The sequence below is a fragment of the Nakamurella flavida genome, assembly GCF_030811475.1.
Classification (GTDB): domain Bacteria; phylum Actinomycetota; class Actinomycetes; order Mycobacteriales; family Nakamurellaceae; genus Nakamurella; species Nakamurella flavida.
In genome coordinates this window covers 3,230,528-3,249,585 of sequence record NZ_JAUSQV010000001.1, presented here as the reverse complement: position 1 = coordinate 3,249,585, position 19,058 = coordinate 3,230,528, and the positions used below count along the sequence as shown (strand labels likewise).

Annotated in this window: 17 protein-coding genes; 7 read left to right on the top strand and 10 right to left on the bottom strand. The window is 72.8% G+C overall.

Annotation, left to right across the window (positions count from 1 at the left end; all coding sequences use genetic code 11):
• Window positions 1-126: 126 nt before the first annotated feature.
• Together J2S58_RS14365 and J2S58_RS14360 are read right to left on the bottom strand one after the other, a co-directional pair.
• Window positions 127-1,809, bottom strand: a complete 1,683-nt coding sequence (locus J2S58_RS14365; protein WP_205257817.1) for a peptide ABC transporter substrate-binding protein — start codon at window positions 1,807-1,809, stop codon at window positions 127-129.
• A 93-nt stretch (window positions 1,810-1,902) separates the two neighbouring features.
• Window positions 1,903-2,514, bottom strand: a complete 612-nt coding sequence (locus J2S58_RS14360) for a YbaK/EbsC family protein (protein WP_205257816.1) — start codon at window positions 2,512-2,514, stop codon at window positions 1,903-1,905.
• 492 nt (window positions 2,515-3,006) lie between these two features.
• On the opposite strand from J2S58_RS14360, the gene manA reads away from it, so the two are divergent.
• Window positions 3,007-4,269, top strand: coding sequence for a mannose-6-phosphate isomerase, class I (gene manA, locus J2S58_RS14355; RefSeq protein ID WP_240189241.1), 1,263 nt, complete (start codon window positions 3,007-3,009; stop codon window positions 4,267-4,269).
• 21 nt (window positions 4,270-4,290) lie between these two features.
• On the opposite strand, the gene J2S58_RS14350 is transcribed toward manA, so the two are convergent.
• A complete protein-coding gene (locus J2S58_RS14350; protein WP_205257815.1) occupies window positions 4,291-5,499 on the bottom strand; it encodes a lycopene cyclase family protein in 1,209 nt (402 codons plus the stop codon).
• A 79-nt stretch (window positions 5,500-5,578) separates the two neighbouring features.
• Window positions 5,579-7,114, bottom strand: a complete 1,536-nt coding sequence (locus J2S58_RS14345) for an MFS transporter (protein ID WP_205257814.1) — start codon at window positions 7,112-7,114, stop codon at window positions 5,579-5,581.
• Window positions 7,115-7,245: 131 nt separating this feature from the next.
• Here J2S58_RS14345 and J2S58_RS14340 point away from each other — a divergent pair, with 131 nt between their 5' ends.
• Window positions 7,246-7,902 carry a TetR/AcrR family transcriptional regulator gene (locus J2S58_RS14340; protein WP_205257959.1) on the top strand — a complete coding sequence of 219 codons (657 nt, stop codon included), beginning with the start codon at window positions 7,246-7,248 and terminating at the stop codon, window positions 7,900-7,902.
• Window positions 7,903-7,954: 52 nt separating this feature from the next.
• Here the strand turns inward: J2S58_RS14340 and J2S58_RS14335 are convergent, their stop codons facing one another.
• The 3 genes from J2S58_RS14335 to J2S58_RS14325 all read right to left on the bottom strand — a co-directional run bounded on the left by J2S58_RS14335 (window position 7,955) and on the right by J2S58_RS14325 (window position 10,818).
• A complete protein-coding gene (locus J2S58_RS14335; RefSeq protein ID WP_205257813.1) occupies window positions 7,955-8,731 on the bottom strand; it encodes a lysophospholipid acyltransferase family protein in 777 nt (258 codons plus the stop codon).
• An 83-nt stretch (window positions 8,732-8,814) separates the two neighbouring features.
• Window positions 8,815-9,720 carry a GNAT family N-acetyltransferase gene (locus J2S58_RS14330; RefSeq protein ID WP_205257812.1) on the bottom strand — a complete coding sequence of 302 codons (906 nt, stop codon included), beginning with the start codon at window positions 9,718-9,720 and terminating at the stop codon, window positions 8,815-8,817.
• A gap of 120 nt (window positions 9,721-9,840) precedes the next feature.
• The gene (locus J2S58_RS14325; protein ID WP_240189240.1) at window positions 9,841-10,818 is read right to left on the bottom strand and encodes a helix-turn-helix transcriptional regulator; all 978 of its coding nucleotides are present in this window, start codon (window positions 10,816-10,818) and stop codon (window positions 9,841-9,843) included.
• A 102-nt stretch (window positions 10,819-10,920) separates the two neighbouring features.
• Here J2S58_RS14325 and J2S58_RS14320 point away from each other — a divergent pair, with 102 nt between their 5' ends.
• The gene (locus J2S58_RS14320; RefSeq protein ID WP_205257810.1) at window positions 10,921-11,343 is read left to right on the top strand and encodes a VOC family protein; all 423 of its coding nucleotides are present in this window, start codon (window positions 10,921-10,923) and stop codon (window positions 11,341-11,343) included.
• A 174-nt stretch (window positions 11,344-11,517) separates the two neighbouring features.
• Here J2S58_RS14320 and J2S58_RS14315 read toward each other — a convergent pair whose 3' ends face one another.
• Both J2S58_RS14315 and J2S58_RS14310 read right to left on the bottom strand, forming a co-directional pair.
• Entirely contained in the window at window positions 11,518-12,312 is a 795-nt protein-coding gene (locus J2S58_RS14315) for an alpha/beta hydrolase (RefSeq protein WP_205257809.1), read from the bottom strand.
• A complete protein-coding gene (locus J2S58_RS14310; RefSeq protein ID WP_205257808.1) occupies window positions 12,305-13,417 on the bottom strand; it encodes an epoxide hydrolase family protein in 1,113 nt (370 codons plus the stop codon). The genes J2S58_RS14315 and J2S58_RS14310 overlap by 8 nt, the downstream gene beginning before the upstream one ends.
• A 204-nt stretch (window positions 13,418-13,621) precedes the next feature.
• On the opposite strand from J2S58_RS14310, the gene dusB reads away from it, so the two are divergent.
• The 3 genes from dusB to J2S58_RS14295 all read left to right on the top strand — a co-directional run bounded on the left by dusB (window position 13,622) and on the right by J2S58_RS14295 (window position 17,255).
• Complete coding sequence (dusB, locus tag J2S58_RS14305; protein ID WP_205257807.1) at window positions 13,622-14,821, top strand: tRNA dihydrouridine synthase DusB; 1,200 nt, start codon at window positions 13,622-13,624, stop codon at window positions 14,819-14,821.
• A gap of 38 nt (window positions 14,822-14,859) precedes the next feature.
• Window positions 14,860-15,300, top strand: coding sequence for a hypothetical protein (locus J2S58_RS14300; RefSeq protein WP_205257806.1), 441 nt, complete (start codon window positions 14,860-14,862; stop codon window positions 15,298-15,300).
• A 263-nt stretch (window positions 15,301-15,563) separates the two neighbouring features.
• Window positions 15,564-17,255: an LCP family protein gene (locus J2S58_RS14295; protein WP_205257805.1), complete on the top strand. Its 1,692-nt coding sequence runs from the start codon at window positions 15,564-15,566 to the stop codon at window positions 17,253-17,255.
• Between the two features lie 67 nt (window positions 17,256-17,322).
• On the opposite strand, the gene J2S58_RS14290 is transcribed toward J2S58_RS14295, so the two are convergent.
• Entirely contained in the window at window positions 17,323-18,222 is a 900-nt protein-coding gene (locus tag J2S58_RS14290) for an SDR family oxidoreductase (protein ID WP_205257804.1), read from the bottom strand.
• 131 nt (window positions 18,223-18,353) lie between these two features.
• On the opposite strand from J2S58_RS14290, the gene phoU reads away from it, so the two are divergent.
• The gene (phoU, locus tag J2S58_RS14285; RefSeq protein ID WP_205257803.1) at window positions 18,354-19,034 is read left to right on the top strand and encodes a phosphate signaling complex protein PhoU; all 681 of its coding nucleotides are present in this window, start codon (window positions 18,354-18,356) and stop codon (window positions 19,032-19,034) included.
• Window positions 19,035-19,058 lie beyond the last annotated feature (24 nt).

The following is a 19,058-nucleotide window of genomic DNA, read 5'->3' as shown; positions in this document are numbered from 1 at the left end:
GCCCGAGAACCCCCGGCGTGCTGATGTTCTGTGCGGACGGGGTGGGACACGACCGGCCCGGGGCCCACCCGCCCGTCGGCACCACGGGGGTGCCGACGGGCGGACGGAGCGCCTGGGGGTGCGGGATCACGAGACCGTGATCCCGGCCCACACCGGCGAACCCTGCGAGGACGGCAGCGCGGTGATCTTCTCCGACGTCACGAACATGTACTTCTCGTAGAACATCGGGATGATCGGCAGCTGCTCGGCCAGCACGGCCTGGGCCTGCTGGTAGAACTCGATCGCCTTGTCCTGGTCGACCTGACCGTCGGCCTGGGCGATGAGGTCCTGGACCTCCTGCGGCTGCAGGGCGGAGCAGTTCGTGCAGCCCCCACCGCCGCCGGGCACGAAGAACGCCTTGAGGGTGTTCTGCTGGCTGGGGTACAGCGCGCCCCAGCGGGAGAAGTACGGGCCGCCGATCTGGGCGTCCGTGCGGATCTGGGCGAACTCGGCGAAGTCTGCGGTGGCCTTGGTGGTCACGTCCTCGATGCCCAGGTTGCGGCGGATCTGGTTGGCGTAGGCCTTGTACAGCTCGTCCAGGCCGAACCCACCGGGGTAGGTGATCTCCATGGAGCCGGTCCAGCCGCCGGCGGCGTCCAGCAGCTCCTTGGCCTTCGTCGGGTCGTAGGTGCACCACTCGCCGCAGGCGTTCTCCGGGGTGCCGGGTTCGGTCGGCGGGGTGAACGAGGTGGCCGGGGTGTACTTGCCGGCGTAGATCGCCTCGTTGATGGAGTCCCGGTCGATGGCCATCGAGATGGCCTGTCGCACACGGACATCGGAGTACCGCGGATCCCAGGTCGGCAGACCCAGGAAGGCGATGCCCGGCGCCTCGTTGACGTAGAGCCGATCGCCGAAGTCGGTGACGGCGGAGACGATCTTCTCCGGTCCCACGCCCACCACGTCGACGTTGCCGGCCAGCGCGTCGGTGTAGGCGGTCGAGGTGTCCGTGTACATCTTGAACGTCACCGTCTCGGTCTTCGCCGGGGTGCCGGCGTAGTCCGGGTACGCGGTCAGGACGATGTCCTGGTTCTCCTCGTGCGGCGTGGTCATCATGTACGGGCCGTTGCCGATGGGCTGCTTGTTGTACGCGTCCAGATCGGTGAACGCGGCCTTGGGCATCGGGAACAGGCCGGTCATCGCCTGGCTGAGCTGCAGCGGGAACTGCCCGTCGGGGGCGGACAGCTGCACGGTGAAGGTGGTGTCGTTGACGACCTTCAGACCCGACATCTCCTTGACGGTCGGCTCGCCGGTCTCGGGGTTGAGGTCGTCGTACCCGACGATCTCGGCCAGCTGGCCGGAGTTCGCCCACGCGTTCGGGCCGTAGGCGGTGGCGTTCCAGGCGTCGACGTAGGACTGCGCGGTGACGGGCTCGCCGTTGTGGAACGTCCAGCCCGAACGGAGGGTGATGGTCCAGGTCGTGGCGTCGTCGCTCTCCACCGATTCCGCCGCCGCCATGGTGACGGTTCCGTCGGTGGCCACCGAGGTCAGCGAGGTGTACATCGCCATGTCCTGGTCGTAGGCGGTGATCTGCTTGCCCGGGTTGAGGTCTCCCGGTTCGGTCGTGGACACGATGTACGAGCTGCCGGCCACCGTGCCCGTGGCCTCGGCGCTCCCGGCGGCCGACGAGGCCGAGGTGCCGGCCACAGCGGCCGTGCTGGAGCTGCTCGAGGTGTCGGTGGCGCCGCCGACCGCACAACCGGCCAGCAGGGTGGTGGCCACCGCCGCCCCCAGGACGGCTCGGGCCATCCGGGTCCGTGTCTTGAGATTCATGGGTGCCCTTTCGCAACGGCGACACGGGACCGTCGCCCGCAGGCACATCACAACCTTCAGAAATTTCTGAAAGATCAGGCAGGTGTTAAGTCCTCATGAAGCCGCCGACGCACCGCCGTCCGGGGCCGGGGCGACCGGTCGGGCTAGTTTCTCGACGACCTCGGCACCGGGCAGCCCGGCCAGGGCCGCCCCGTCCAGCACGATCTTCGAACCGCGGATCCCGGAACCGATGACGACGGGGCCCGCGGCGACCACCGCCGCGTCGATCAGCACCGGCCAGCCCGCGGGCAGCCCGATCGGGGTGATCCCGCCGTACTCCATGCCGGTGTCGGCGACGGCCTGATCCATCGGGGCGAAGGAGACCTTGCGGACGTCGAGCCGCTTGCGGACCACGTTGTTGACGTCCGCGCGGGTGGTGGCCAGCACCACCGCCGCGGCCCAGCGCTGCTCGCCGTCCCGCTTGCCGGTGACGACCACGCAGTTCGCCGACGCCGCCTCGGCCACGTCGTAGGCCGCGCAGAACGCCGCCGTGTCGGCCAGCTCGGCGTCGATCGGGGCCACCGCGACCTCGGACGCGGGGGGCCACCCGGCGAGAGCGGCGGCCACCGGGGCGGCCAGCAGGTCCGGACGGGACAGGGCGGGAACGGACGCCAGCGTGCCCAGCGTGGGCACCGGACCGGACGGGTCGGCCGCAGGAGAGGTCATGCAGCTCAGCCTGTCACGGCCGCGGTTCCCATTCCCGGAGCAGAAACGGGAGCAGCCCGGTGACCACGGCCACGGCCGGCGCCGCCGGTACCTGCGCGACGAGTCCGGCCGCGTCGATCCGCCCCTTGCACCCGGCCGAAGCCCTCGGCGCAGTCGTGGGCGAGCATGCCGTCGTGGGCGCCGGACGAGCCGGCGCACGGGGAACGGCCACACGGGCGGTTCGGGGCGTCGACGGAACGGCATGCGAGGATGCTGGTGCGCTCGCATCGGTGTGGACAGGGCCGAACAGGACCAGCGGAGCCGTCACTCGCTGGGGTCGTTTCAGCCCGTTCGGGTGGTTTTCGGTGTCGCTGCGTGACGATCGTCATGTCCGATTCGACGGAATCTTCGGTCATGCTGGATGCGGGTCGATCTCCGCCGTGGGGGCCGGACACCGATCCGCGTCGCCGACGCACCCGCCCGATCCGGGCCCGGACAGAGACGAGTCGCTCCATGAAATTGATGCGCAACCGCATCCGCCCCTACGCGTGGGGTTCCCGCACGGCCCTGGCCGAACTCCTCGGCGAGCCCAACCACACCGGCGAGCCGCAGGCCGAACTCTGGATCGGCGCGCACCCCGACGATCCCTCCATGCTGGTGTGCGAGGCGCCGACGGGAGCCGATTCCGGCACCCACAGCTGCGATGCCGCCGGCACCTCCCTGGCCCAGGCCATCCAGGCCGACCCGCACGGCACCCTCGGCTCGGACGTCGCCGCCCGCTTCGGCGCCCGCCTGCCGTTCCTGCTCAAGGTGCTGGCCGTCGCCGCTCCGCTCTCGCTGCAGGCCCACCCGTCGGTACCGCAGGCCAAGGCCGGGTACGCCCGCGAGGAGGCGGCCGGGGTGCCGCTGGACGCCGGCCACCGCAACTACAAGGACGAGGGCTCGAAGCCCGAGATGATCTGCGCCCTGACCCGTTTCGAGGCCCTGTGCGGGTTCCGCAAGCCCGCCCAGACGGTCGAGCTGATGACGGCGCTGGTGGTGCCCCGCCTGCAGGCGCACATCTGCCTGCTGGCCAGCCGCCCCGACGCCCGCGGCCTGCGCGCCATGTTCGGCTCCTTCCTCTCGCTGGACGCCGCCGTGCGCGCCGAGCTCATCCGCGAGGTGGTGGTGGCCTGCGCCCGCAAGGTGCGCGAGGAGGGCCCGTTCGCCGCGGAGTACCGCACTGCGATCGAGCTGGCCGAGCAGTACCCCGGTGACGCCGGCGTGCTCATCTCGCTGATGCTCAACCGGATCGTGCTCGCCCCCGGTGAGGCGCTGTACGTGCCCGACGGCAACCTGCACGCCTACCTCTCCGGCACCGGCGTGGAGATCATGGCCAACTCCGACAACGTGCTGCGCGGCGGTCTCACCGGCAAGCACGTCGACGTCCCCGAGCTGACCTCCGTCATGGACTTCACCGCCAGCGTCCCCGCCGTCCTGCGGCCCGTCACCCGCAGCGACGCCGAGTACGACTACCCGAATCCGGCCGGGGAGTTCCAGCTGTCCCGCCTCGAGCTCGACGGCACCGGCCCGGTCGAGCTCGGCCACGAGGGCCCGCAGATCGTGCTCGTCATCCGCGGCGAGCTGACCGCCCATCACGAGGACGGCACCACCGTCACCGTGCGCCGCGGCCAGTCCCTGTGGATCCCGGCCACCGACTCCGGCGTCACCATCACCGGCGACGCCATCGCCTTCCGTGCCACCGACGGCCTGTCCACGATGGCGCTGACTGCCTGAGCCGGTTCGAGACCGGCCCGGTCAGGACCGCGACAACCCCCGTCGCACCGTCGAGCGCACCCCGGCGGCGCCGGTGCCGACCACCGCGCGGGCCAGCGCCCGGCGGGCGGGGGTCGGCAGCGCCGGGCCGAGGCGGACCATCGCCGTCGCGACCTGCACCGCCGGCGAGGTGGGGTCGAGGTAGGCGCTCCACGTCGCCGCGGGCAGGGTGAAGAAGCCGCCGAAGAACTCGTCGGTGCGTTGCTCGTCGAACCGCAGGAGCACCTCGCGGCCGAGCGCGAGCAGGGCGCCGGTGCCGGTGGGACGCAGATCCTCGATGGCGGCGGCGAGCCGTCGGGGATCGGTCTCGGCGGCCACCGCGTCGGCGATCCGCGGGGCCAACCGCAGGACCGGGGCCAGGCTGTAGCCGGTGGCCGGGTGGATCATGCCCGCCGCCGCCCCGACCCCGATGCCCGAGCCCCGCCGGGAGGGCGCGTCCAGCGGGATCGTCACCCGCTCCGGCTCCCCGGCGACGGTCAGACCACGGTGCCGGAGCAGTGCGTGCAACCGGTCCCGGAGGTGGGTCAGCGGCACCGGGGGGCGACCGGCGAGCGATGTCGCCTCGAGCAGGGTCGTGCCGTCGGCCAGCGGGAAGCCGTAGAGGAACGCGGGCGGCTGGGGGGTGTCCCGGTCGCGCAGCGCCACCCAGTCCATGAGCAGGGCCGTGCCGTCCGGCACGAGCTCCTGCACCGGCCCGGTGACCCGCTCCCCCCACGCCCGCTGCTGCGCGGTCCCCCGTCCGGCACCACGGGCGTCGACGACCACGTCGGCGTGCACGGTGGCGCCACCCTCCAGGGTGAGAACCGCCGGCGGCCCGGGGACGACGCCGGCCACCCGCCCGCACCGCGTGGTCGCGCCCGCGTCCGTCAGGCGCTGCAGCAGGGTGGCGTGGAGGGCGGCGTTGTCCAGCCGGGAGTAGCCGCGACCCAGCTCGACCGTCCCCCCGGTGGATGTGCGGACGACCGTCTCGGGATAGACCTGGGTACCGAGATCGGGCGTCCTGCACTCTGTCCCGCCGACGACCGCATCCAGGGCGGGGAGCTGGTCCGCCCACATGCCGTAGGTCGGTGTCCACGGGCGGAAGTGCGGAGCGATGATCTCGACCGCCAGACCCCGGGTGGCGCAGGCCAGCGCCGTGGCCAGCCCGGCCGGCCCGGCTCCCATCACCACGACCCGCCGCCGCGCCTGCATCCGTGCCCCCCGCTCCCGGGCGGGTGGCCGCCGTCGGGTCCCCACGGTACGGCGGCCGGATCCGGCCGCGTCCCGGACCTCAGACCGGCTGCTCCGCGGCGCCCTGCTCGGCGTGCTCGTCCACGGTCCGCGAGTCGTCCATGGTCAGCGCGCCCACCACCGCCAGCACGCCGACCAGCACGGTCAGCGCCAGGTACGCGACGCGCTCGCCGTGGAAGTACGAGGTGACCAGAGCCGGACTCCAGGCGCCGAGCGGCAGCGCGGACACCACCAGGGCGGCGATCAGCGTGCCGATCAGCGCCGTGCCGATGCTCGTGCCCACCTCCTGAGCGGTGTCGTTCAGCGCGGCGCCCAGCGACGTCCGGTTCTCGGGCATGGCGTCGATCAGGCCGACGGCACAGATCGTCATCACGGTGCGGAGGCCGACCGTCATGATGACCATGCCGACGGCGACGGCCAGGTAGCCGTGGTCGACGGCCCAGGCGAGCCAGGCCAGGCCGAGGGTCAGGGCCACGGCACCGATCAGGCAGGCCGCCCGGCGCCCGTACCGCGCGACGAGATGCTCGGTCAACGGGGTGGCGGCCAGCATCGTCACGATGAACGGCAGATTGGCCATCCCGGCCTTGATGGGGCTCCAGCCGTAGGCGTACTGGAAGTGCAGGATCAGGCTGAACATGACTCCGGCCATGGCCAGCGACGTGCCGAGCTGGGCCAGTGTGGCGCCCCGGATGGTGCGGTTCGCGAACACCTTCAGGTCCAGCATGGGCGCGGCCGCGAGCCGCTCCCGCACCACGAAGCCGACGACGGCGACCACCGCGCCGACCGCGGACAACAGGGTGGTCACGGACAGCCACCCGTGCTCGACGCCGCTGGTCAGCGTCCAGCAGGCCAGCCCGATGCCCAGGACGGTCAGGGCCGCGCCCGGGACGTCGAGCGCGTCGGCGGTGAGGTCGGCGGGGCTGTCCTTCGCCACGCCGAGTCGCACGCCGACGAAGGCCAGGAGCGCGAGGGGCGCGTTGGCCAGCAGCAGCCACTGCCAGCCCACGTGGGCCAGGGCGGTACCGCCGATCAGCGGTCCGAGGATGAAGCCGCTCATCCCGACGACGATCATCACCGTCATCGCGCGCATCCGCAGCGCCTGATCGCTGAAGAGGCGGAACACCAGCGAGTTGGTGATCGGCGCCATCGCGGCGGCGGCGATGCCCAGGCCCGCCCGTAGGGCGACCAGCTCCCCGGTGCTGCCGACCCAGAGCACGGCCAGGCTCAGCAGGCCGAACGCGGCCAGCCCGATCTGCAGGACGCGGCGGCGGCCGAACCGGTCCGCGACGGACCCGGCGGTCAGCAGAAGCCCGCCGAACGTCAGCGAGTAGGCGCCGGTGATCCACTGCAGGGAGGTGGTGCTGCCCTGCAGGTCACGGCCGATGGTCGGCAGGGCGATCGTCAGCAGCGTGTTGTCCACCATCTCGACGAAGAAGGCGAGACACAGCGCGGCCAGCGGGATCCAGGCCGCACGCAGGGACGTGTAGACGCGCGGGGCGGCGGCCGCGGGCGACTCGACCGGCCCGCCGGCGGGTGCCGCGGCGGGGTCGAGGGGGGTGGACCGGGGTGTAGTCATGGCAACCTCCAGCTATCGAACCGCGTTCGATAACCGAACGCTGTTCGAGACAATAGAACCGCGTTCGATAGAGTGCAAGGGTGACCCAGACGGAGCCTCCGCGTACCTCCCGCCGCCGCGCCTCGCACTCCATGGAGGCGGTGCTGACCGAGGCCGTCGGGCTGCTGGACGAGGCCGGCGAGCCCGCCTTGACCTTCCGCGCGCTGGCCGCCCGGCTGGGCGGGGGCGTCGCCAGCATCTACTGGTACGTGCAGAGCAAGGACGAGCTGCTCGACCGCGCCGCCGACCACGTGATGGCGACCGTGCTCGCGGACACCGAACGGTTCGTGACCGATCCGGACCCCATCGACGCGATCCGGGGCATCGGCGTCACCCTGTACGACGCCGCCGTCGACCGGCCCTGGCTGGGCAACTACTTCATGCGCAACACCGGTCAGCAGCCGAACTCGCTCCGGCTCTACGAACGGATCGGCGGCCAGGTCCTCCGCCTCGAGCTGACCCCGCGGCAGTCGTTCCACGCCGCGTCCGCGGTCGTCGGCTTCGTCGTCGGACTCGCGGCCGACATGGGACAGGAACCCCCGGCCGAGGTGCTCAGCGGCGAGGTGGACCGCGACGAGTTCATGAACCGGATCGTGCAGCAGTGGCGCGACCTCGACCCGGCCGACTACCCGTTCCTGCACACGATCATCGACGAGTTCGTCGTGCACCAGGACACCGACCAGTTCCGCGCCGGGTTCGACCTGTTGCTGGACGGGCTGCGCCGACAGGCGGCCGGGCGCTCGAGCTGAGCTTGCCCCCCGGCCCACGACGCCGACAGCGCCGACAGCGCCGACGGAACGGTCAACCGGCCGCGCGGAGCAGCCCGACCGGGGCGGGTACCACCGGGCCGAACGGCAGGACCGGGGCGGGCCGCCCCGGCGGATGCACCACGCCCTGGCCGAGGTCGGCGGCCACGGCGTCCTGCACGAACCGGGCCAGCATGCGGCGGTCCGTGGCCGGGTGCCCGGTGCCCGGGATCGCGGGCACGCACGGCAGCCAGTGCACCTCGACCACCACTCCCGGCAGCCGGACCACCCGGAGAACCGACTCCCACATCGTCATCTCGCCCGTGAAGGCGGCAGCGGCGGTCGGTCGACCGCTGGTGTCCCGGTACTGCAGGGTGACCGGACTGACCGGGACGGCGGCATCGAGCGCGGCCTGGAACGCGGCCCGGCGGAAGGGGGCCAGCGAGCTCCCGCAGCGGGTGGTCGCCTCCGGGAAGACCTGCACCCGGTGCCCGCGCCGCAGCGCCGTCGTCATCTCCGTGACGGAGGCGGGCAGGGAGCGCCAGGAATCCCGGTCCACGAACAGCGCTCCGGACCGACGGGCGACCGCCCCGACGACCGGCCAGCCGCAGACCTCCCGTTTGGCCACCGGGCGGGTCGGTGCGCAGGCGGCGAGCACCAGCAGGTCGATCCACGAGACGTGGTTGGCCACCACCAGGGTCGGGCCGGGGCGGACCCGACCCTGCATCCGCACGTCGATGCCGAGACCGGCGAGCAGCAGGAGCGTCGCGGCCAGGCACAGCAGCACCACCGCCGCGTGCAGCAACCGACCGATGACGACCGCCCCGCCCACCCGGTGGTCCGTCCCCGGGCGCCCCGGAGACCGGTCCGCCCGGTCGGCACAGCCGGATCGGCAGCTGGGGAGCCGGCAGGGGGTCATCGGCCGTCGCGCCCGGCTGCGATCTCCAGACCGCCCCGCCCGCCGGCGGTCCCGTCCCATGTCTGCAGCACGGCCTCACCGCCCAGGAAACGCCGGAGGTAGCGCTGATCGGCAACGGCCAGGTCGAGCAGCACGAGGAAGTCCGCACTGCCCAGGGCGTCGTCGTGGGCGGGCGGGCCGCACACCCACGCGCCGAGCCGCAGGTACCCCCGGATGAGCGGCGGGATGTCGGCGCGGGCCGGCCGGGGAGTGCCGCCCAACGGCAGGATGCGACGGGGCCGACAGCGACGCCACGGCGGCGCGAGATGGTTGTCCCGGACGAGATCCCAGACGGCGGCGGCATTCCCGGCCCCGTCGGCCAGCGGCACCGAGGCGCAGCCGAGCAGGTAGCGGTGACCCGTCAGGTGCAGGTAGCGGGCGATCCCGCCCCACAGCAGCGCGATCGCTCCCCCGCGCCGGTGGTCGGGGTGCACGCACGACCGTCCGGCCTCCACCGTCTCGTCGAGCAACGACTCCAGCGGGGCCAATCCGAACTCGCCGTGCGCGTACAGGCCGGTGGCCCGTGGGTCGGCGTCGTTGGCGTGCGGCGGCAGCAACCGGTAGGTGGCCACCGCCTGCGACGGCCCGTGGTCGGTGTCGAACCAGACGATGAGGTGGTCGCAGCGATCGTCGAACTCGTCGACATCCCGCCCGCTGCGACAGATGTCGGCCCCGGCACCGTCGGGGGTCGAGCCGAACTCGGCGAGGAAGACGTCGTGGCGCAGCCGCTGGGCCGCGTGCACGTCGCTCGCATCGGTGTCCAGGGCGAGTCGGTAGCGGCCGGCCGGCGTACCGGTCCCGGTCGCCGTCGCCCGGACGGTCGCAGAGGTGGTCGGGGGCCGAAGCAGATCGGACACGCTCACGTCGTGAGCGTGCGACGGCCGGGCGACCACCACCCCCTCGTCCGGGTGTGCGGCGTCCGACGAACGGGTGAACGTCGTGCGCCCTGCCCCCCGAGCGCTGCCTGCCGCAGCGGCGGGGCGTCAGCCGGTGGACACGACCGCCGCGGCACACCGGGCGGCCAGGACCGCGACCGCGTCCCGCAGCGCCGGCGGGTCCAGCACCGTGAACTCGACGCCGTACCGGGCGATCGACGCGGCCAGCCCGTCCCAGGACCACGATCCGGCGGACAGCTCACAGCGGTCGGGGCCGAGGGCGACCAGGGTCGCGTCACCCACGTACGGGGCGATCTGCGCCGCGGGGGCGTGCAGGGTGACCCGGCCGTGGCACGGCCAGGAGTCGCCGGTGCGCGATCCACGGAACAGCCCGGTCACGAAGCTCGCCACGTCACCACCCGGCACCGGGCGCGGCGTGAACCGCGGCCCGGTCGGCATCCGTGGGGTCATCCGGTCGAGGCGGTAGGTGCGCCAGTCGGCCCGGTCCAGATCCCAGCCCAGCAGGTACCACCGTCCGTCCCGGCTGATCACCTCGTGGGGCTCGGCCCGACGAGCCGGCCCGTCCGGTCCGACCGTGCCGTCGGCCCGCGCGTGGTCGAAACGCAGCACCTCCCGTGCGCGCACGGCATCGGTCACCGCGACGAGCACCGCCGGATCCACCTCGCGAGGGGAGGCGCCGGACCGGACGGCGGTGACCCGGACGGAGTCGATGCGGTGACGGAGTCGGGTCGGCATGACCTGCCGGAGGGTGGCCAGCGCCCGGGCAGCGGCCTCGGCGACCCCCGCCCCGGCCGCGGGCACGAGCTGCAGGGCGACCACCAGGGCGACGGCCTGCTCGTCGTCGAACAGCAGGGGCGGCAGGTGCACGCCGGCGTCGAGCCGGTACCCCCCGTCCGGCCCCTTGCTCGCGGCGATCGGATACCCCAGCTCGCGCAGCCGGTCCACGTCCCGCCGCACCGTCCGTGGACTGACCTCCAGGCGTTCGGCCAGCACCTGGCCCGGCCAGTCCCGCCGGGCCTGCAGGAGGGACAGCAGTGCCAGCAACCGTTCCGACGTCCCGCTCATGGTCATCATCTTCGCCCGAGTAGCGGCCAGGAGCTGACCGCTACCGCTGACAACCTGGCCTCAGGCCACACGGGCCGCCCATCGAAAGAGACAGGACCCACCATGAGCATCACCACCGCCGTCCACCTGAACTTCCGGCGCCAGGCCCAGGAAGCGCTGACCTTCTACCGGTCGGTCTTCGGTGGTGAGCTGACCCTGGCCACCTACACGCAGGCGCAGATGCCCGTGGCCGACGACGAGGGCGACCTGATCGCCTGGGGCGAGGTGCGCTCCTCCGACGGCTTCCACGTCATGGCCTACGACGTCCCCGCGGCGCGGGCCCACGACGCCGGCATCGACCCGGTCTTCGTCTCCGTCCGCGGGAACGACGAGAAGGAGACCCGGCGGTACTGGGCCGGCCTGGCCGACGGCGGCACGATCAAGGCCGATCTGGGCCCGTCCGGCTGGGCGCCGCTCTACGGGATGGTCACCGACCGCTTCGGCATCACCTGGATCCTGGACGTCACGGCCCCCTGGGCCGGCTGACGCGCGCCGGGGGCGGGCGGGACCACCTCCCGTCCGCCCGGGTGATCACCGGCCCGGGACGTCCGGGAGATCGGGGCCGTCCAGCACTCGGCCGATCGCGGCGGCGAACGCTCCCGGCGCCTCCCGCGGCACGAAGTGGCCGATGCCGGGGAGCCGGGTCAGCCGGACGTCGGCTTACCACTCGTCCAGCCGGTCTGCCCAGGCGCTCGGGAACAACGGATCGAACTCCGGCCAGAGCGCCTCGACCGGGATCGCCGGCCGCTCGGCGGAGGGCGGCGGCTCCTCGGGCCGGACCGTGGACGGATGGGGACGCGATCGGTACCAGGCGATCGAGGCGGTGAAGGCCCCCGGCCGGGAGTACAGCTCGACCAGACGCCGCAGATCCTCCGCGGGCACCGGATGGCCGGGTCCGGACCAGTGCGTCCAGATGTGCTCCAGGTAGGCGGCGACCGCGGCGGGCTGCCCGTCGAAGAGCCGGTCGGCCAGATCCAACCGGTGCAGCACCTGGTACCAGAACTCCCGCTGCACCGGTGCCGCGAGCAGCCGGTCCCCCGCGCCGGGCAACGGTGGGGTCAGCACCAGCGCGGCCACCCGGTGCGGCGCCAGGGCCGCCAGCTGCTGGCCGATCCGGCTGCCGATGTCGTACCCGCCGACCACCGCCCGTTCGACACCCAGCTCGTCCAGCAGATCGAGCACCCCGGCGGCCTGCGCCTCCACCGAGAACGCCCGGACGTCCGCACCGTCGTGGAAGTCGGACTCCCCGAAGCCCCGCAGGTCCGGGGTGATGACCGTGGCCCGGTCGGCGAGCAGCGGGACGACCGCGGCGAAGTCGTGCCGATCCCCGGGCCAGCCGTGCAGCAGCACGACGGCCGGCCCGCTCCCGGCCCGTTCGTGGGCCAGCCGGTAGCCCTGGAACGGGCGGGAGAGGGGGACGACGGTGCCGCCCGCGACCGCACGCCGCTCAGACATTTGTCGACCCGCCGGCCAGCGCCACCGCGGCACGGACCCCGGCCAGGTAGTCCTGCGGGCATTCCCAGGCCGCGAAATGACCGCCGTGCTCGTGCTCGGTCCACGCGCGGACGTCGAACATCCGCTCGGCGAACGCGCGGGGGGCGTTGACCAGGTCCCGCGGGAAGACGGTGAACACCGCCGGCGGCGGGAAGCGGTCCGGCCGCACGACCTGATCCACGTACGGGGTGAACGAGGTGCCGATGGCGCCGCTCACCCAGTACGCGGTGACCCAGGTCAGCAGGTCCTCCCGGGGGAAGACCGATTCCACGTCACCCCCGCAGTCGCTCCAGCTCCGCAGCTTGTCCACGATCCACGCGGCCAGACCGGCCGGGGAGTCCCCGAGCCCGACAGCCAGGGTCTGCGGTCTGGTCGACTGCTCGTGGGAGTAGCCGCCCTCGCGGCGCTGCCAGTCCTGCCCCCGGGCCAGGTAGGCGCGCTCCTCGTCGGTGGCGTCGTCGGCGAGGCCGTCGCGCAGGAAGTGGTGCTGGGAGACATCGGTCAGGTGCAGCGCCGCCACCCGCTCCGGGTACTCCGCGGCCAGCACCTCGGCGACATCGCAGCCGACGTCACCGGCGGAGACCACGAACCGCGGGAAGCCCCACTCCGTCATGGCCGCGGCCAGCAGATGGGCCGTGTCCGCCGCCGACATCCCGACCGGTCGGGTGGGTGCGGCGAACGGGTAGCCGGGGAGCGCCGGCACGACCGCGGTGAGATCGGCGGACCCGGCGAGCACCCGGGTGAATCTGAGCACCGAGTCCGGCCAACCGTGCAGGAACAGCACGGGCAGGCCCGGGGTCGATCCCGTCCGGAGCACCGCCCGGACCGCGGAGTCCCCGACACCGGCGACCGCCCAGGGCAGTTCGCGCACCGTCCGCTCCGCAGCGCGCCAGTCGTACTCGTCCCGCCACCACGTGACGAGCTCGGTCAGATAGCCCGGATCGACCCCGCGGGACCAGCCGTGACCGGCGGGGAGGGGAACGGCACGGAAGGCGGCCAGCCGGGCCCGGAGGTCGTCCAGCACCGCCTCGTCGACCGCCGGGGGTGCTGCGGGGGGCAGGGCCATGACGGGGGTCCTCTCGTGGGGGGCAGTCCCGACCACGACCGTGGCGACCTGCCCGCACTGCCGCCGGTCGGCGACTCCCGAACCGTAACCGGTCAGACCGGTGTCAGCAACCGGTTCGACCGGTGCCTGCCCACCCTGTTCACCTGACCTGCGGCGACCGCCCGGGTCCCGGGATGGAGTCGCCCGGCCACCGGAGGCGGGACAATGGTGGACGTGACCGATCTGGCGACCCTCGACCCGACGACCGATCCGACCCCCGCGGCCGGGCCCCCGGCCGGCGCGCAGGCGGCCCCGTTGACGGTCGGCCCGTACAAGGTCTGGCCGCCGGTGGTCCTGGCCCCGATGGCCGGCATCACCAACGCCTCGTTCCGCCGCCTGTGCCGCGAGTTCGGCGCCGGGCTCTACGTCTGCGAGATGATCACCACCCGGGCCCTGCTCGGTCGCAGCGCGAAGACGATGGAGATGATCCGGTTCGAACCGGAGGAGCACCCGCGCTCGCTGCAGCTCTACGGCGTGGATCCCGACGTGGTGGCCGCGGCCGTCCGGATGGTCGTCCAGGAGGACCTCGCCGACCACATCGACCTGAACTTCGGCTGCCCCGTCCCCAAGGTGACCCGCAAGGGCGGCGGCTCGGCCCTGCCGTGGAAGCGGCGCCTGTTCACCGAGATCGTCCGCCGCGCGGTGCAGGAGGCCGGCGACGTCCCCGTCACCGTGAAGATGCGGATCGGCATCGACGACGACCACATCACCTACCTCGACGCCGGGCGCATCGCCCAGGACTGCGGGGTGGCCGCCGTCGCGCTGCACGGGCGCACCGCGATCCAGCACTACTCCGGTACCGCCGACTGGTCGGCCATCGCCCGGTTGAAGGAGGCCGTCACCGAGGTCCCCGTGCTCGGCAACGGCGACATCTTCGCCGCGTCCGACGCCCTGGACATGATGGCGCGCACCGGTTGTGACGGCGTCGTCGTCGGTCGGGGCTGCCAGGGCCGGCCCTGGCTCTTCGCCGAACTGGCCGCCGCGTTCGACGGCCGCCCCGCCCCGGCGGCCCCGGATCTGCGCTCCGTGGCGGGCACGCTGCGTCGGCACGCCGAGCTGCTGGCCGCGGAGATGGGCGAGGACCGCGGGATGCGCGATCTGCGCAAGCACATCGCCTGGTACCTCAAGGGTTTCGCGGCCCCGTCCGAGGTACGCCGTGAGCTGGGCATGATCTCGAGCCTGGCCGGCCTCGACGAGCTGTTGGCCCGCCTCGATCTCGACCAGCCCTTCCCGGCCGCCGCCGACGGGCCCCGCGGACGGCAGGGTTCCCCCCAGGCCAAGGTCCACCTGCCCGAGGGCTGGTTGGACGACCCGGACAGCCTGGCCGTGCCCGAGGGGGCCGAACTGGACGCCGGCGGCGGCTGAGCATGACGTGGCGCCGACCCGTCCGGTGGAGCGGCGCCGTGCCCGGCCTGGCCGCGCCGGTGCTGGCCGCCTCGGTGCTGGTCCTCGGCGCGTGTGCGGATCCCCCGCCGTCCGCCCCGGTCACACCGATCGGATCCGTGGAGATCACCGCCGCCCTGGACGTGGTCAATGCGGCGACGGGGTCCGCGGCGGCGCAACGCGCCGCCCTGGCCTCGGTCACCGACCCGGCCGGCCGCCCGGCCCTGGACCGCTGTCCCGCGGCGACACGGACGGTGCGGTTCCAACCGGTGCTCGGAGCGGTGACGGCAGCCCCGGGTTTCACCGACGCCGAGGGCCACAGCCTGCCGGGCACGGCGGTCGCCGTGCCGACCCTGGTCCGGGTGTATGCCGACGGGGCCCTGTCGACCACCGAGATCACCGTCCTGCACGTCGGTCTCGTCGATGGCACCGCCCGACTGGCCCCGCTGTGCCTCGGCTGACCGAGCCATGAACCACCGCTGACCGACGCTGATCACATCTGACGCTGCGTGACCGGCCTGTTGCGGCAACCGCAGTTCAGGGGCTTGACGGCCGCCGAATGGGCACCGTCCGTATCATGGGGGTGCGCTGACTGTCCTGGATCGGCCCCCCGGCCCGGATGCTCGTGCCCGCTCCCCCGTCCGACGCCCCACCGTCGCGACCCGGTGCGCGTGGAGGCCCGATCCGAGCCCGGTACCGGGTTCCGCCGACGCAAGGAGACGACGTGACCGACGGGCCGGCCAGTGCTGGGCAGCCAGGGTCCCTCGACCCCGCCCCCTCCCGCGGTCCGCACGCCCACCGGGGCGGCTGGATGGCCGGACACACCGTCGTCGCGCTGTTCTCCGTCCTGGTCCTGCTGGTCACCGGGGTGGAGTGGTTCATCACCTCCCGGTTCGACTCCGGATTGGCCGACAATCGAATCAGCGCGATCGTCTCGGACGACACCCACCTGTCCACCGCGACGGCCGCCCCGGGCGGCGGTACCTCCACCAGCGACGGCGAGGCGGTCCCGTCCTTCCCGGCGGAGAACATCCTGCTCTTGGGCTCGGACACCCGGGCCGGGGCCAACGCCGACTCCGGCAACTCGGATTCGACCACCGAGGACGGCGTCGCCAACTCCGACAGCCTGATGCTCGCGCACATCAGCAGCGATCGGCACATCACCGTGCTGTCCATCCCGCGGGACACGATGATCCCGGCCCCCACCTGCAACACCTGGAACAGCCAGACCGGTGAGCTCAACGACCGGATCGAGCCGGTCAGCGAGGGCACCCGCTGGCACATCAACTCGGCGTTCTCGGTCGGCGGGCCGCAGTGCACCGTGCGCGCCGTGCAGGCGCTGACCGGGCTGCGCATCGACCGGGTCATCGGCATCGACTTCGCCGGGTTCAAGAACATGGTCGACGCCCTCGGCGGGATCTCCGTCAACATCTGCGGCCCGATCGTCGACGCCGAACTGCAGACGGTGGTGGCGGCCGGCGGCGTGCAGACCATCCACGGCGATCAGGCCCTCAGCCTGGTCCGGGCCCGGAAGGTGATCGGCGACAACGACTCCGACCTGTCCCGGATCCGCCGCCAGCAGGTCGTGCTGTCCGCGATCCTCAAGCAGGTCACCGCGGCCGGGACTCTGCTGAACCCGGCGAAGCTGAACGCGTTCCTGCAGGCCTTCACCGACAACACCTTCACCGACAACGTCACCCTCGACAACCTCGTCACCCTGGCCCAGTCGTTCGGAAATCTCGATCCGGCCAAGGTCACCTTCTACACACTGCCCACCGTGCCCAGCACCCGTGAGTCCGGGGCACTGGAGGTCGACGACAGCAAGGCCCCGGCCGTGTTCTCGGCCCTGCTCAACGACCAGCCGCTGCCCGGCGAGCAGCCGGTCGCCACCACCCCGGCCGATCCGTCGACCATCCCGGCGCCGTCCACTCCCGACACCCCCGCACTGCCGTCCACGATCACCACGGACCCGGCCGACGTCGCCGTCCAGGTCGTCAACGCGACCGGACGCACCGGGGTGGCCACCGCGATGATGACCGCCCTGAACGACGTCGGCTTCGCCGTGACCGAGGACGATCTGCGCGTGCAGGACACCGAGCAGTCCGACCTCGTCGTGGAGTACGCCACCGGTCAGCAGGACGCGGCGCTCACCGTGGCCGCCAGCCTCGAGGGGGCCGGACTCGTCGAGGTGCCCGGACTGGCCGTGCCGGTGCGTCTGATCGTCGGCTCCTCGTGGGACGGTGCCGCCCAGCCGGTGTCGGTCGGTGCGGACACCCCGACCTGGATCACCACGGCGGCCGCTCCGACCGGCACGGACGACCTCGCGAGCACCGGGGCCGCCCCGTCCGGAGACGCCTCCACGCTGGGTTCGACGGACCTGCCGTCGGTCAACGCCGGGCAGGCCCTCTGCGCGTAGGGCCGCTGCCCGGCCCGAGCCCCGCGCAGGGGCCGACGGCGGATGCCGTCGGCCCCCCGCACCGCGATCACGGGGTCGGCATGCCCCCATCGACGTGCAGGGTCTCGCCCACCACGTACGACGACTCACCGCTGGCCAGGAACACGTACGCCGGTGCGAGCTCGGCCGGCTGCCCCCAGCGTCCGAGGTAGGTCTGCTCCCCGACGCTCGGCAGGGCCTCGGGCTTCTGCCCGCCCGCCGGCTGCAGCGGGGTCCAGATCGGCCCGGGCGCGACGGCGTTCACCCGGATGCCCTTCGGGGCGAGCTGCGCCGCGAGGCCCTTGGCCAGGTTGTTCACCGTCGCCTTGGTCGCCGCGTAGTGCACCAGACCCGGCGACGGTGCGTAGGCCTGGATCGAGGTGGTGTTGATGATCGTGGAGCCGGGCACCAGGTGCGGCACGGCTGCCTTGGTGATCCGGAAGGTCGCGTAGACGTTGGTCTTGAACGTCTCGTCGAACTCGTCGTCGTCTAGGTCGAGGATCGAGTCGACGTTCTGCTGCTTGCCGGCGTTGTTCACCAGGATGTCGAGCCCGCCCAGGCCCTCGACGGCCTTGGCCACGAGCTCCTCGCACCATTCCTTGGACGTGATGTCGCCGGGCAGGGCCACGGCCGTGCGTCCGGCCGCCTCGATGAGACCGACGATGCGCTGCGCGTCCACCTCCTCCTCCGCGAGGTAGGAGATCGCGACGTCGGCGCCCTCCCGGGCGAAGGCGATGGCGACGGCCGCACCGATGCCGGAATCACCGCCGGTGACGAGCGCCTTGCGACCCTTCAGCCGCCCGGAGCCCCGGTAGGAGTCCTCACCGTGGTCGGCGGGGACGTTCTGCGCCATCTCGGCGTCCGTGCCGGCGCCCTCGAGGTACTGCTCGCTCGGCTTCCGGTCGGCGTAGAGCTTCGTCGGGTCCTGCAGGGTGTGCTGGTCGGTCATCGGAACGACGGTACGCACCGGTCGATCGCACCGGCCCGCCGTCCGGCCCGGACCCCGGTGGCCCCTGGCCGTTCACCCGGAGTTCACGGCGACCCGTGACCTGGCCAGACTTACATCGGTAAGCTCTGTCCATGCGCCAGGCCTACCAGATCAGCCTCTCCTATCTCGGGGACAACGGCTCGAAGATGTGTGACATCGCGAGCAATTGTCTCCGCGATGCGACCAAGGCGATGCTGGACACCGATCTCAGCCTCGCCGAGGCCGTCATCGCCTCCGATGTGCAGCTCGACGAGATGCGCGCGATCGCCGAGACGCACGCCATGGAGCTGCTGGCCCTGCAGTCGCCCGTCGCGTCCGACCTGCGCACCGTCGTGTCCGCCCTGTGGATCGTCGCCGACCTGCAGCGCATGGGCGCCCTGGCCATCCACGTCGCCAAGGCGGCCCGCCGCCGTCACCCGGCCCCGGTCATCCCGGCCCAGCTGCGCCCCATCATCGAGCGGATGGGCTCGGTCGGCGTGCACCTGGCCGACCAGGCCGGCGTCGTGCTGCGCACCCGGGACGTCGAGCTCGCCCGCCGCCTCGAGCAGGAGGACGAGCTCATGGACGATCTGCAGCGGCAGATGTTCGCGGCCATGCTCTCCCCCACCTGGAGCCACGGCGTCGCCGCCGCCGTCGACATCTCGCTGCTGGTCCGCTTCTACGAGCGCTTCGCCGACCACGCGGTCGCCGTGGCCCGCCGCGTCATCTTCCTGGTCACCGGCGAGAACGTCGGCGGGGACACCACTCCCGCCCTGACCGCGCCCGAGCGCTGACCCACCCGTACCGAACGCCGACAG